Origin of the sequence: Candidatus Leptovillus gracilis (genome assembly GCA_016716065.1) — a bacterium.
Taxonomy (GTDB): domain Bacteria; phylum Chloroflexota; class Anaerolineae; order Promineifilales; family Promineifilaceae; genus Leptovillus; species Leptovillus gracilis.
The window spans coordinates 772376-785728 of sequence record JADJXA010000002.1 but is presented as its reverse complement, the minus strand read 5'-3'; the positions used below and the strand labels follow the sequence as shown (position 1 = coordinate 785728).

Genomic DNA, 13353 nt, shown 5'->3' with positions numbered 1-13353 from the left:
GCTAAAAACAGAAGTGAACCTGGAATTGATTACGGCCGTAAACAATGAAAGCGGTCCCCTCATGGCCCAACCCGTTTTCAACATGGCTGCCTTCAGCCCTCACATCCGCGCTTACCTGATCATGGGCGACATGTTCCCCCAGGCGGCCTGGAAATATTCGGTATTTGCCTACCCGCACCTGGCGATTAACGGCCGTGTTCACATCCAGGGTATCGCCAACGAAGAAACCATCGTGCAGCACATCGCTAAAGCAATTTAGTCTATTCGCCCTTTTGACTTCTTGCCCACCTGCCACACCACCCAGGCCGCCAACCCGGCGGTTAACAAAAACATACCGGCAAAAGCCAGCTTGAATGCCCCAGGAATCGGAGGTGGAAATGGGGTTGCGCGGATGCAGCAGCAAAGGCGCGCTGTAAGTCAGCCAGAAGATAATCAGCGGCAAGATCACGTGCAGCAGCCCCCGCAGCCGCGCCCAGGGAATCCAGACATTAGCCGCCAACACAACCACCGCCACCGCCAGGCCGTTAAAAGCAGCGGCCATCCGCGGTTCCTGCCAGAACACATTGCCCCAATTCACCTTAGACGCCCAGGCGCTCATGGCAATACCGGCGGCGTAAAAGCCAAAAGCCACCCAGCCCAATGTCTGCATCCAGGCGGCAAACCGCTGCCTACCGCTGAGCAGCGTCAGCAGCCCCAACAGCCCGGCAATCACAAAACCGGCCATGCCCGTCCAGGTGAGGGCCACGTGGACGTACACGATCCGGATACCCTGCCCCAACGTCGCCTCCTCCGGCGCCAGACAGAGCAAAAAGCCCGCCATCGTCAGCAGTCCGCCCAGGACCAACCAGGGCCATTGATTACGCCAAAATGTTGGTGGTTGCGTCGGATTGTTCATGCGTCCATATTAACACGTCCCCACCCGCCAGACGACCTTTATGCGTCATTATCTTTCGCCGTTCTTCGTTTCCTATCTTTCTCCTGGCGACGTCCCGCAACCGCGCATCGGGCGTGGGCGAACCGCCCAGAAAGGCCGCCACCTTGCGCCGCCAACGCTTCAGCCGTGACCGGCCACGGGCGACGATGTACCTGGCCCGTTTCCATTCCCGATCCAACCGGCGCACTTGTGGCGGCGTGACGTCCCACTTTAGCACGTTGGCCCCCCAGGTGAGTCCACCGCCAAAACCGACAAACACCACGTTATCGTTTGGCCGCAGCCGTCCTTCGTTCACCGCCTGGCAGAGAGCGATAGGAATCGAGGCGGCGGAGGTGTTGCCGGTTTGGCCTACATTTACATAAAACTTTTCGTAGGGGATTTTCAGCCGTTTGGCCGACGTTTCGATGATCCGCACGTTAGCCTGATGAGGCACAATCAGGGCCACGTCGTCTATGCTCAGATCAGCTTTGCGCAGCACCTCTTTGACCGACGAGGCGATGACCTGGGTGGCAAAACGGAAAACCTGGCGGCCATGCATATCAATTGTATTTTTCTGGTGGCCGTTGTGATAAAAATCCGACCCCAACTGCGGCACAGGGTTGTGGTACAGGGCCGGTAAACTAAGCAGATCGCCGCCGGAACCATCAGAGCGCAAGGTGGAAGCCAGCACACCGCCGGGTATGGTCGAACCTTTCAGCACCACCGCCCCCGCCCCATCGCCAAACAAAATGCAAGTCGAACGGTCCTGCCAGTCCAACACCCGCGACATGGTTTCCGCGCCAATCACAATGGCATTACGCACCGAACCAGTGGCGATGGCCTGCGCTGCCATTTCCAGGCCATAGACAAAACCAGAGCAGGCCGCGCCCAGATCAAACGCCCCCGCCCGCGTCGCGCCCAGGTAATCTTGCACCAGGCAGGCTGTCGAGGGGAACATGTGCTCCGGCGTGGAGGTGGCGACGATGATCAAATCTACCTGCGAAGGGTGCAGATCGGCGACCACCAGGGCGCGGGCGGCCGCTTCAAAGGCCAGCGTGGATGTGGTTTCCGCTTCACCGGCGATGTGCCGTTGACGAATGCCGGTACGGGCGTGAATCCAGTCATCTGTGGTATCTACGATCAGGCCGATTTCGTCGTTGGTCATAATGCGGTCGGGCAGATAGCAGCCCCAACCGACAATGTGGGCATATTTCATAATTGTCTTGCACCGCCATTGGTTCGATGTGAATAAACCTGGCGGATCCCGCCAGAATCAGCGCCATCCGCCAGCTCCCCTGCCTTACCCGATAATCAATCGCGCCTGGCCCTGCAAAGAAAGCAGGGGAATCTCGTTCGCCTGGGGAGAATATACCCTTTGTAGAATAAGTCATGCCTTGTCTCACAGCAGCTTGTAAATTTTTCCGGTTGGTGATTGTGGCTCACGGCCGTTTCCCCTCATCCTGCTGCTCTCCCGCCTGTGGTCTGGTGCAGCAGCCCATCCCCACTCCCATCACCACACCGCCACCAGCCAGCGCTTATGAAAGCCTGACGGCCGTCGCCACCGCCGCCGCTCCACCCCGTGACATGACCGACCTGAGCAATCGCTTCCAGGGCAGCAGCACCCCGAACGTGGCCCAAATCGCCGCCACCCCCTACCAGGTGGGTGATGCAGCGCCGTTTTGGGTGAAGGATACGGCCGTTAACCAAACCAAACAAATTCAGGCCGAACTGGTTTACCGCTCCGACGCCCTGAACCTGTGGGCCGAAACCGGGCTGAATCTGAAACCGGCCGACGTGGCCGCCGCTGCCACCCGCCTGGAAAACGAGATTTTGCCTACCAGCCGCGCCTTCTTTGGCACAGAATGGCAGCCGGGCGTAGATGGCGACAACCGGCTAAACATTTTACACTTGAAAGAAATCAGCAACATCGGCGTGGCCTATTTTTGGTCAGGCGATGAGGTGGTAACGGCCGTCAACCCCTACTCCAACCAGCGCGAACTGCTCTATGTCAGCCTGAAAGACGCCCGCCTGGGCAGCGACAACTATTACCACGCCATCGCCCACGAACTGCAACACCTCATCCAATGGCATATAGACCCCAATGAAGAAGGCTGGCTAAACGAGGGCCTGGCCGAACTATCCGCCCACGTCAACGGCTTTACCGTCAACCGGGCCGCCGACTTCATCTATAAAACCGACACCCAACTGACCACCCTCAGCCACGACCCAGAGCAAATTGGGGCGCATTACGCCAACGCCTTTTATTTTGCCGCTTATTTCCTGGACCGATTTGGCGCGGCGGCGACGCAGGCGTTGGTGCAGCAGCCAGCCAGCGGACCGGCCGGGATTACGGCCGTGCTGCAAACCCTCGACACCAGCTTCACCTTCGACGATCTGTTTGCCGATTGGGCCGTCGCCAACGTGCTGCACAGCCTGGGGCGCGGTGAAGGCGTTTACCAGTACAACTCCATCACCTTTGGCGCAATGAACCCACAGAAATTTGGCGAAATGCCAGTGGCACAAACCCACAGCGACACCGTACACCAATACGGGACCGATTACTTTAACATCAGCAGCCCAGACCCGGTGACGGTGGTGTTTACCGGCACGCAGCAGGTGAAACTGGTAGACGCCGCCCCTTACAGCGGCGATTATGTCTACGCCAGCCTACCGGCCGACGAATCGGAAATGACGCTGACCCGCGCCTTCGACCTGACCGGGCTGGATCAGGCCACGCTGACCTTCTGGACCTGGTACGACATTGAGGCAGGTTGGGATTATGCTTACGTAGCGGCGTCGGTGGATGACGGCCGTACCTGGCAGCTTCTGGCCACCAATTCCACTACCACGGACAACCCCCAGGGCAACAGCCTCGGCCCCGGCTACACCGGCATCAGCGGCGGCGGCGATAAACCAGTCTGGCAGCAAGAAACGGCCGACCTCACCCCCTTTGCCGGGCAAGAAATCCGGCTGCGTTTCCATACCATCACCGATGGCGCGCTCACCGGCCAGGGCTTCCTGGTAGACGATATCGCCATCCCTGAGTTAGGCTACCTGGACGACGCCGAACAGCCAGGCCAATGGACAGAAACCGGTATGCTGCGTCTGACCAACACCCTGCCCCAATCCTTCATCGTGCAGCGCATCCTGATTGGCTTCGACGGCGTGCAAATCGAACGCTTACCGCTGGATGAGAATCAACGCGCCCAGTGGTTATTTCCTATGGACAGAAACCACAGCGAAGCTATCCTTATAGTGTCAGGCAGCACGCCCGTCACCAGGCAAACAGCGCCGTATCAGTTTGCCATCATTCCGGAGAAATAGTTGATAGTCGTTAGTTGGTAGTTGTTAGCTGCTGACAATTGGCTATTTTCACGAGCTTATGCGACCAAGCAACCAACCAACCAATAATACTTTCTGGCTCCTGCTCGGCGGCTGCCTGGTTTTGGCGATCATGGCCGTGTGCACGACGGGCATTTTGGGCGCGGGCGCGATTGTCTGGCTGCGCTATGATCAGCAGGTGAACCAGGAGGCTGGTACGGCCGTTGCCCTTATCCCGCCCACCACCACGCCAACCAGCCCATCCCCCACCCGGCCAACCAACCAACCAACCAACCAACCAACCCCCGAACCAACCAACCAACCGGCCAGCGAACCAACCAGCCAGCCTTCCCCCACGCCGTTCATCTTGCCGCCCGACGCCATTCGTCAGGACCAGATACCACCTCGCGGCTGGCTGGATTTGCAGACGCTGCTGGAGACCAACTACCCACCCCACGACTATTTTGAAAGCAGCCAACGCCTATCCAACAACAAAGCCAACGAACGGACCACAACTGCGCCGGTTTATCGCCTGGGCGACCGGCAAACCTTTTTCACCGACAACGGCCGTATCCAGGCCACTCTGCTTGGCATAACCGAACACACCTATTTCTGGGTAGAAGACAGCCTGAGATTCAATCAAAGAGAGGTTCAGACGGCCGCTGATCGGCTGGAAACAGAATATTATCCACGTCTGGTCACCTTATTCGGCCAGGAATGGCAGCCGGGCATAGATAACGACCCCCATTTCACTGTGCTGCATCTGGCCGGAACCAACACAAGCAGCGAATTGGGCTATTTCAGCAGCGTCAACCAATATCCGCGCAGCCTCTACGCCGAATCCAACCAACAAGAGATGGTTTATCTGGTCATGGGCAACCTGGATTTGGGCGAAGATTTGTATTACGGGACGCTGGTCCATGAGATACAGCACCTCATCCAGTGGTACCTGGACCCCAACGAAGACACCTGGCTCAACGAGGGCCTGTCGCAGCTTGCCGAAATCTATCTGGGCTTCGACACGGCGACCGCGCTGGACTACACGCGCCGCCCACACACACGCCTGAACACCTGGGATTACGACGCCGACTATGTGGACGCCCACTACAGCGCCGCCTATCTCTATATGGTTTATCTATGGGAACAGTTGGGCGAAACGGCCGTGCAAGAATTGTCGCGCCATCCGGCCAACGGCCTGGCGGCCGTGTCGGCCATTTTGCGCGGCCACGCACCCGACCGCAGCCTGACCGATTTTACGGCCGATTGGGTCGCCGCCAATTTTCTGGACAGCCCGGCCGCCGGACCACGTTACAATTACCAGAACCTAGACCTGGGACGGCCGTCTTACCAATGGCGTATCAAACAACTGCCACAAGAAACCACCGATGAGCTAGGCCAGTTTGCCACCCACTACGTCGAATTGAACCTACGCGGCCCCGTCACCCTGACCTTTGCCGGCGACTCTACCGCCGACCTGATAGACAGCGCCCCGCGCAGCGGCGAACAAATGTGGTACGCCCCCGCCCAGGATGATAGCAACGCCCGGCTAACGGCCGTCTTCGACCTCAGCGCCCTTTCCAGCGCCAGCCTTAATTTTGCCACCTGGTACGACCTGGAAGAAGAATACGACTTCGCCTACCTGTCCATTTCCAGCGACAGAGGACAAAGTTGGGAACTGCTCGTGCCCAATCATGCCACGTCCGGCGAATATGGCCCGGCGTTTAGCGGCCGTTCCGCCGACGCCCGCGACCAGCGCGACGGCTGGGTGAAGGAGCAGATTTCTTTAAACCGCTACGTGGGGCAGCAGGTGTGGCTGCGCTTTGAGGTACTCACCGATTCCGCCGTTCCCGGTCGTGGGTTTGCCCTGGATGACATCAGCGTGCCAGAATTGGATTACCTGAACGATGCCGAGAGCAGCAGCCCAGAGTGGCAGGCTGAAGGTTTTCTGCAAACTGGCTGGCAGCTTCCCCAACAGTGGGTCGTGCAGTTGATAGAGGGCGGCCCCATTCCCAGCGTCACCCGACTGCCGTTGAATGAACTCAATCAGGGCCGCTGGGAACTGGAAATTGGCAAAGGGGGCGGGATACTGGCTATCACCCCGCTCACCCCTTTCATCGAACAATCGGCCAACTATTGGCTGAAATTGGAACCGTAAAGAGCTGAGAGGTTTGAGGAAACCTGTCAACTCTTTAATTTTACTGAACGGCCGTCATATTCTTAAACTGGCCTTCCAACTCCTGGCGGCGCTCTTCCATGGCCTGCCGCCCTTCATTCAAAGCCGACTGCCAGCGATCATTGGCTGCTTGCAGCAAATCTTCGCCGGAAGCTGGCGTAAACAATAGAACCAACACCCCACCCACCAATGCGCCACAAATGGCGCCAGCCGCAAAACTAAACACTTTATTCATACAGTAACTCCCGATGCCTGGAAGACCCTGCGGGTTTTATACCTGACAAGGTGACAAAAATGTCAGATGATGACCTTTGCGCGTATACAAACCTTTAGGGTCCAAATGATCTTCGAATTGGGCACGATTATACTCAGGAATGCAGCACTTTAAAAGGGCGAATGCCCTGATGGACCATGAACCCATCCGGCAGCCGGCAAGCGGGCGACCTGCCGCCGCTTACCACAGCAACAACCACAAAACCCCGTTTATCACTACCGCGCTCAACACGATAACGGCCGCACCAACCAACCAGCGTTTGCTGGCTTTGCCGCGTTGAATAAGACCCAAGACCACCCCCAGCCCAATGCCCCACATCACGCTGATGGGCAGCAAGCCAATCTGGGCATACCCCAAAACCATCAGCGTACTTTCATTGCGGGCCAACGACATAAACAAAAACCAGATTGCCAGCCAGACGATGGGAGCCACCACGCCCAGCGTAACTACAAAAAGAACGGCCGTACCCAATCGCCTGCCTGTTTCCGACAAAATAGGCGAAGCTGTCGAAGATTGCCGACCATCTTTCATGTTGATCAGGTCCTTTGCTTAATTTTTCCCAACTTTATACTACAATTGCCTTATGAAACCACTTATCGGCACTGACCTCAAACGCTTCTTGCGCGATTACAAACGCGCCCATCCCCTGACCCATGATCTGGCCGTTTTGCTGCAAAGCATCGAATATCCGGCCAATGTCGGTTCCATCTTTCGCGCCGCCGACGGCGCCGGCGTTTCCCAGCTTGTGCTGGCGGGCATTACGCCCACGCCGCCCAACCCCACCATCGAAAAAGTAGGCCGCTACAAAAGCCTGAGTATGCCCTGGCGCTACGAGAAAGACACGCTGAAAGCCATCGCCGATTTGAAAGCCGAAGGCTACCACATGGTGGCGGTGGAGTTGTCGGATACGGCCGTTCCCTATTACGACTTTGCCTACCCACAAAAGACCTGCCTGGTCGTCGGCCACGAAGACCACGGCATTACCAAAGCGACATTGGCGGCTTGCGATACGGCCGTTTTCCTGCCCATGTATGGCAAAGGCCAATCCCTCAACGTCCACGTCGCCCTGAGCGTTGTGCTGTACCATATTCGGCACGGAAGTATCCAGTAGACAGTGTTCAGTATCCAGTACCCAGTTTTCAGTAACGCTCCACTGAACACTGAACACTGATTACTGATTACCGATTACCCAAAACCCTTCCCATTTCCCCATTTGTCTGTTATACTATCTTCACCGCCACATGCGGGGTATTACAACAAAACTTTTTCGGGAGAAGCGCCATGAAAATTTCCTGCTTGCAAGAAAATTTAGCCAAAGGGTTTAGCATTGTCGGGCGGGCGGTGAGCACGCGCTCTACCCTGCCGGTGCTGGCGAATGTGCTGCTGTCTACGGATAACGGCCGTCTCAAACTCTCCGCCACCAACCTGGAAATTGTCATCACCTGCTGGATTGGGGCCAAAGTGGAAGACGAAGGAGCTATCACTGTGCCCGCCCGCACCCTCAACGACCTGGTCAGCGCCCTGCCCCAGGAACAAGTCCATCTCGCCCTGAACGAAAAGACCCAGACCTTGCACATCTCCTGCGCCCGCACCGAAGCCAATATCAAAGGCATAGATGCCCAGGAATTTCCCCTGGTCCCCGAACCAGACCGCGACCATCGCATCCGCGTTGAAGCCGACGTCTTCAAGCAAATGATCGGCCAGGTAGCCTTTGCCGCCGCTGTGGACGACACGCGCCCCACCCTCACCGGCGTCTCCACCAAATTCAACGAAAGTCAGGTCACGATGGCCGCCACCGACGGCTTCCGCCTCTCCGTGCGCTCGGCCCACATCCCCGGCCATGTCGAACGCCCCACCAGTATCATCATCCCCTCCCGCGCCCTCAACGAAGTCGCCCGCGTCACCAGCGACGACACGGAGGCGATTTACATCTCTCTGCCGGAAGGGCGCAACCAGGTCATTTTCGACCTGGACAGCATCGTCATTGTCTCGCAGTTGATTGACGGCAACTTCCCCGACTACACGCCCATCATCCCCAAACGCCACGCCACCCGCACCGTGATGGGCACGGCCGATTTCCGCAAAGCGTGCAAGACGGCCGAAATCTTCGCCCGTGAATCCAGCCACACCGCCCGCGTGCGGGTGGAGCCGGGCGACGAGATTACCCCTGGACACGCCGTTATTGCCGCCACCAGCAACGAAACCGGCGACAACGTGGCCCAAATAGACGCCAGCGTAGACGGCGACGGGGTAGAAATCGCTTTTAACGTCAAATACATGGCCGACGTATTGAACGTGATTGACACGCCGCAGGTAGCCCTGGAAACAACCACGCCCATGGAACCGGGCGTCCTCAAACCGGTGGGCGATAATGATTTTGTCCACATCATCATGCCCATGCACTTTGGACGCTAACAAGAAATTTCGGATTTGGGATTTCGGATTTCGGATTTCGGAGTGAATGTATCTTGCCTCCGAAATCCGAAATCTAACATCCGACATCCGAAATCCTCAGTCCAACCCCTCTAACACTGCCTGATACAACGTATCGGCGCGCAAATCTTCCAGCGCGTGGCAGGGGCCGTCTAGCTTCTGCGCCAGCAGCCGCGCCAATCCCTGGTCGAAAGCGGCGTGTTCCATGTTTATCACCATCGAGCGAATCTTGGTGTCGCGGATCAGCGTGGCAATGCGGTGCGCTTCCTCCTGCGGCGGCAAGTCCGATAGACTCACGTTGCCCGCGCCATCGGTCAGCAGAATCATCAACGGCATCACATCCGGGTGGGTGTAAGATTCCTTGCGGAACACCTCATAGGCCAGCAGCAGCCCGGCCGACAGCGGCGTTTTGCCGCCGACGGCGATGTCGGCCAATGCCTGTCGGGCCAACTGCACCGAATTGGTTGGCGGCAGCACCAGATGCGCCTCGTTTTTGTTGAAGACGATCAGCCCCACCCGGTCACGCCGCTGGTAGGCGTCTGTTAGCAAGGACATGATGGCCCCTTTGGTGGCCTCCATGCGTTCGGCCACCGCCATGCTCCAACTGGCATCCACGACGAAGAGGATGAGGTTGGCGGAACGACGGACGCGCACTTTTTCGCGCAGGTCTTGTTTTTCCAAAGCCAGGGCTACGTCGTCGCGCTCGCGTTCACGCTGATGGGGCGCGGCGGCGCGCAGGGTGGCGTCGAAGGCCAGGTCGGTCACGCGGTCTTTTTGCGGTAGGCGGGATTGAATGTAACGGCCGCGTTTACGTTCAGTCTTGGTGACAGAGCGGCGGCCGGCCTGGCTGCGCGTCAGGCGGTCTAACTGGGTGTCCAGCCGGCGAGCGGTAAATTCAGTTTTGGACTTGATTTTTTGGCCGCCCTCCCACCACTCACCCTCCTGAGCGGATTTGGGGACAGTCTGGGGGCCGGCTTCTGTTTGGGCGACGTCGGCCCCATCATCCAGTTCCGATTCAGAATCTAAGGCTTTTTTTTTTCGACGGCCGTTTCGTTTTGTTCTTCGCTGGGTTCCCCCTCTTCGGCCATGCCCAGGTCGGTCTGCACGTCTTCCAGACGTTGTTCAAGTTCGGCGGCGCTCATGGCAGTTTCCTGGAACGGCCGTCCCTTAATGCGATGCGGCAGCGCCAATTCAGCCGCCAGCACAATATCTTCGTCACTAATTTGCGTGCGCCCCTGAAGAGCTGCATGGGCCTGCGCCCCACGCAAAATCACCAGGTCGGCGCGATGACCGTCCACCTTCAGCGAAGAAGTCAGCCCGGCGATAGACAGCATGTCGCGGCGGGTGTACAAGACCTTGTTCACCTGTTTCTTGGCCCGCGCAATTTTCTCCGACAACTGCCGCTCTTTTTCCATCCACTTGTCGTAAAAGCCATCGGGATCCACTTCAAAAGCGATGCGCCGTTCCATAATCGCCACCCGCTGTTCCGGGTCGTTCAGGCCGGACATATGCACGGAAAAGGCAAACCGGTCCAGCAGCTGCGGCCGTAAATCCCCTTCTTCCGGGTTCATCGTGCCCACCAGGATAAACTTAGCCGGATGGGTAAAGCTGATGCCTTCGCGCTCCACCACGTTCACGCCCATCGCCGCCGAGTCCAGCAGCAAATCCACGACATGATCATCCAGCAAATTCACCTCATCCACGTATAACAGCCCGCGATTGGCCGAAGCGAGAACGCCCGGCTCGAAATGTTTTTCCCCTTTTTGGATCGCTTTCTCAATATCCAGCGTGCCCACGACGCGGTCTTCGGTGGCGCTGACAGGCAAATCCACAAAAGGAGTGCGGCGGGTGATGGTTTCTAGCTGGCCGTCGGCGTGGCGCACGCGGCAGTCGTCGCACCATTCGTTGGGCCGTTCGGGGTTGCAGCCAAAGCGGCAGTCGGCTACGGCCGTAATGTCCGGCAGCAGATAGGCCAGGGCGCGGGCGGCGGTGGATTTGGCCGTGCCGCGTTCGCCGCGAATCAATACACCGCCAATCTGCGGGCTGACGGCATTCAAAATCAGGGCGCGTTTCATGCGTTCTTGCCCAACGATGGCGGTAAAAGGAAAAACTGCTCGGCGAGGCATAGGAATCTCCGTAATCAGTGTACAGTAATGAGTGGTTGATCAAGTCTTACCAACCGGTGATTATACTTCATGGGCGATGTCGGGCAACCGGGGTTGAAAAGATTTGTAGGATTGCGGGGTTCGCTTCATAATTTGAGCATGAAACTGATTTTACACATTACCACACGAATGGAATGGGAAACGGCCGTTTCCCCCGCCACCTATTCTCCCCCCAGTCTGTCTGCCGAAGGCTTCATTCACTGCTCCACGCCGGAACAAGTGCTTGGCGTCGCCAATAACCTGTTTCACGGCCAATCCGGCCTGGTTTTGCTCTGCCTGGATGAAGACCGGCTGGACGCCAGCGTGGTCTACGAGGATTGTTACGAAAGCGGAACGAAGTTCCCGCACATTTACGGGCCAATCAACCCGGAAGCGCTGCTCGGCGTGGCCGATTTTCCGCCGGGCGCAGACGGCCGTTTTGCTCTGCCGCCTCTGGTGGCGCTGGCAGCCGCGCCTATCCTGGAATTTGACCCGTCGCCGCAAGCGATGATTCAGCCGGAACGGGTGCTAAACCCAATAGACATTGCCGAACATTGCGTGTTTTGCTTTTTTCAGGACGTGATTACGGCGCTGCGGGAAGACGGCCGTTTGCGCCCCATCCACACGCTCTATTCCGAAATCGGGCCGAACCCGGTGTACGAGATGGAGGTGGACGGCCGTCGCCTGGCGGTGATGCATCCGGGTCTAGGCTCGGCGATGGCGGCCGGTTTTATGGAAGAAATTATCGCCCTGGGCTGCCGCAAGTTTATCGCCTGCGGCGGCGCGGGCGTACTGGACGGCACGCTGGCTTTAGGCCACGTGGTGGTGCCGGATACGGCTGTGCGCGATGAGGGCACATCGTACCACTATTTACCGGGAACGGCCGTGGCGGTGGCTTCGGCAACGGCCGTGGCCGCCATCCAAAACACGCTCACGCGCCACCACGTCCCCTTCGTCGTGGGCAAGACTTGGACCACAGACGGCGTATACCGGGAAACGAAAACCATCGTCGCCCGGCGGCACCGCGCAGGCTGTCTGACTGTAGAAATGGAAACGGCCGCATTCTGCGCCGTCGCCCAACTGCGCGGCGTCCTCTTCGGGCAGATTCTGTACGGCGGCGACGACCTGACCGGCGACGAGTGGGACAATCGCGGCTGGCAGTCCCGCGCCGACATACGCCAGAATCTCTTCCAACTGGCCGCCGAAGCGTGCCTGAGCTTATAACTTACAACATTTCAGCTTTCGTTTTACAACTTACGGCATGGTTCATTCCAGGCGATATGTGCTTTACAAATTTGGCAAGAAAGCGCGTCATGCTGAGGTCCCCCGAAGCATCCCCCTCCTCTGGCGGGAGCGGGATGCTTCGCTCCGAAGACTCCGCTCAGCATGACAATGCCGCGTAAATTTGTAAAGATGATATTTTGCTCGATGAACCATGCCCAATTTACGGACGTAATACGTTTTTGTTATCGATAAGGAAATCGTATGACCGAAACAGTTTCAGTTTCCCCTAAATTCCAGGTTGTCATTCCCAAAGCCATTCGAGAAGCGCTGGATATTCAACCGGGTCAAAAGATTCAGGTCATTCCTTACCAAAACCGGATCGAACTTATTCCTGTCTGGCCTCTTAAAAAGGCACGCGGGTTCCTAAAAGGCATTGATACCACTATCGATCGGGAAGAGGATCGTCTGTGAACATTGTAGATTCTTCTGGTTGGTTGGAGTATTTCGCCGACGCGCCAAACGCCGAATTTTGCACCCGGTATTGAAAATGGCTCAGAATTACTCGTGCCTACTGTTAGCTTATACGAAGTGTTCAAACGTGTTTTGCAACAAGTAGGTGAAGACAAAGCTCTCCAGGCCGTGAGTTTCATGATGCAGGGCCAAGTAGTAGAGTTGGATGTCGTTCTGGCGATCAACGCCGCGAAGCTTTCTCACCAGTTCAAAATACCCATAGCTGACAGTATGATCCTGGCTACAGCCCGCCACCACGGCGCCGTTTTATGGACACAAGACGCGGACTTTGCGACCATACCAAACGTGCAATATATCCCCAAAACATAACAACTGATAATTTTTCGATTTTTTGCGACCG

Annotated in this window: 12 protein-coding genes and 1 pseudogene; 7 read left to right on the top strand and 6 right to left on the bottom strand. The window is 57.4% G+C overall.

Going from position 1 to position 13353, the window contains the following annotated elements; all coding sequences use genetic code 11:
- Position 1: 1 nt before the first annotated feature.
- Both IPM39_07820 and IPM39_07815 read right to left on the bottom strand, forming a co-directional pair.
- On the bottom strand, positions 2-895 hold the full coding sequence (locus IPM39_07820) for a hypothetical protein (protein MBK8985976.1): 894 nt from the start codon (positions 893-895) through the stop codon (positions 2-4).
- Complete coding sequence (locus IPM39_07815; protein ID MBK8985975.1) at positions 858-2129, bottom strand: ketoacyl-ACP synthase III; 1272 nt, start codon at positions 2127-2129, stop codon at positions 858-860. The genes IPM39_07820 and IPM39_07815 overlap by 38 nt, the downstream gene beginning before the upstream one ends.
- A gap of 173 nt (positions 2130-2302) precedes the next feature.
- Here IPM39_07815 and IPM39_07810 point away from each other — a divergent pair, with 173 nt between their 5' ends.
- Positions 2303-4237 carry an immune inhibitor A gene (locus IPM39_07810; protein MBK8985974.1) on the top strand — a complete coding sequence of 645 codons (1935 nt, stop codon included), beginning with the start codon at positions 2303-2305 and terminating at the stop codon, positions 4235-4237.
- Positions 4238-4295: 58 nt separating this feature from the next.
- Entirely contained in the window at positions 4296-6389 is a 2094-nt protein-coding gene (locus tag IPM39_07805; GenBank protein ID MBK8985973.1) for an immune inhibitor A, read from the top strand.
- A 40-nt stretch (positions 6390-6429) separates the two neighbouring features.
- Here the strand turns inward: IPM39_07805 and IPM39_07800 are convergent, their stop codons facing one another.
- Positions 6430-6642 (bottom strand): YtxH domain-containing protein, encoded by a 213-nt coding sequence (locus tag IPM39_07800; protein ID MBK8985972.1) that lies wholly within the window; start codon positions 6640-6642, stop codon positions 6430-6432.
- A gap of 219 nt (positions 6643-6861) precedes the next feature.
- Positions 6862-7212 carry a hypothetical protein gene (locus IPM39_07795; GenBank protein ID MBK8985971.1) on the bottom strand — a complete coding sequence of 117 codons (351 nt, stop codon included), beginning with the start codon at positions 7210-7212 and terminating at the stop codon, positions 6862-6864.
- A gap of 52 nt (positions 7213-7264) precedes the next feature.
- On the opposite strand from IPM39_07795, the gene IPM39_07790 reads away from it, so the two are divergent.
- Both IPM39_07790 and dnaN read left to right on the top strand, forming a co-directional pair.
- Complete coding sequence (locus tag IPM39_07790; protein MBK8985970.1) at positions 7265-7792, top strand: tRNA methyltransferase; 528 nt, start codon at positions 7265-7267, stop codon at positions 7790-7792.
- 170 nt (positions 7793-7962) lie between these two features.
- Positions 7963-9096: a DNA polymerase III subunit beta gene (gene dnaN, locus IPM39_07785; protein MBK8985969.1), complete on the top strand. Its 1134-nt coding sequence runs from the start codon at positions 7963-7965 to the stop codon at positions 9094-9096.
- A gap of 96 nt (positions 9097-9192) precedes the next feature.
- Here the strand turns inward: dnaN and IPM39_07780 are convergent, their stop codons facing one another.
- The gene (locus tag IPM39_07780; GenBank protein ID MBK8985968.1) at positions 9193-9972 is read right to left on the bottom strand and encodes a VWA domain-containing protein; all 780 of its coding nucleotides are present in this window, start codon (positions 9970-9972) and stop codon (positions 9193-9195) included.
- A gap of 164 nt (positions 9973-10136) precedes the next feature.
- On the bottom strand, positions 10137-11240 hold the full coding sequence (locus IPM39_07775) for an ATP-binding protein (GenBank protein ID MBK8985967.1): 1104 nt from the start codon (positions 11238-11240) through the stop codon (positions 10137-10139).
- Between the two features lie 138 nt (positions 11241-11378).
- Between IPM39_07775 and IPM39_07770 the strand changes: the two genes are divergently transcribed.
- The 3 genes and pseudogenes from IPM39_07770 to IPM39_07760 all read left to right on the top strand — a co-directional run bounded on the left by IPM39_07770 (position 11379) and on the right by IPM39_07760 (position 13322).
- Complete coding sequence (locus tag IPM39_07770; GenBank protein ID MBK8985966.1) at positions 11379-12482, top strand: DUF952 domain-containing protein; 1104 nt, start codon at positions 11379-11381, stop codon at positions 12480-12482.
- Between the two features lie 261 nt (positions 12483-12743).
- Complete coding sequence (locus tag IPM39_07765; protein MBK8985965.1) at positions 12744-12953, top strand: AbrB/MazE/SpoVT family DNA-binding domain-containing protein; 210 nt, start codon at positions 12744-12746, stop codon at positions 12951-12953.
- Positions 12950-13322, top strand: a pseudogene (locus IPM39_07760) (type II toxin-antitoxin system VapC family toxin). The gene IPM39_07765 and the pseudogene IPM39_07760 overlap by 4 nt, the downstream one beginning before the upstream one ends.
- The last annotated feature ends 31 nt before the right edge of the window (positions 13323-13353 follow it).

What these genes read in the sequence shown, in the direction of transcription:
- dnaN (MBK8985969.1), top strand. Translation starts at nt 7,963, where the DNA reads ATGAAAATTTCCTGCTTGCAAGAAAATTTAGCCAAAGGGTTTAGCATT.
- IPM39_07805 (MBK8985973.1), top strand. Translation starts at nt 4,296, where the DNA reads ATGCGACCAAGCAACCAACCAACCAATAATACTTTCTGGCTCCTGCTC.
- IPM39_07775 (MBK8985967.1), bottom strand. Translation starts at nt 11,240, where the DNA reads ATGCCTCGCCGAGCAGTTTTTCCTTTTACCGCCATCGTTGGGCAAGAA.
- IPM39_07765 (MBK8985965.1), top strand. Translation starts at nt 12,744, where the DNA reads ATGACCGAAACAGTTTCAGTTTCCCCTAAATTCCAGGTTGTCATTCCC.
- IPM39_07820 (MBK8985976.1), bottom strand. Translation starts at nt 895, where the DNA reads ATGAACAATCCGACGCAACCACCAACATTTTGGCGTAATCAATGGCCC.
- IPM39_07810 (MBK8985974.1), top strand. Translation starts at nt 2,303, where the DNA reads ATGCCTTGTCTCACAGCAGCTTGTAAATTTTTCCGGTTGGTGATTGTG.
- IPM39_07790 (MBK8985970.1), top strand. Translation starts at nt 7,265, where the DNA reads ATGAAACCACTTATCGGCACTGACCTCAAACGCTTCTTGCGCGATTAC.
- IPM39_07800 (MBK8985972.1), bottom strand. Translation starts at nt 6,642, where the DNA reads ATGAATAAAGTGTTTAGTTTTGCGGCTGGCGCCATTTGTGGCGCATTG.
- IPM39_07795 (MBK8985971.1), bottom strand. Translation starts at nt 7,212, where the DNA reads ATGAAAGATGGTCGGCAATCTTCGACAGCTTCGCCTATTTTGTCGGAA.
- IPM39_07815 (MBK8985975.1), bottom strand. Translation starts at nt 2,129, where the DNA reads ATGAAATATGCCCACATTGTCGGTTGGGGCTGCTATCTGCCCGACCGC.
- IPM39_07770 (MBK8985966.1), top strand. Translation starts at nt 11,379, where the DNA reads ATGAAACTGATTTTACACATTACCACACGAATGGAATGGGAAACGGCC.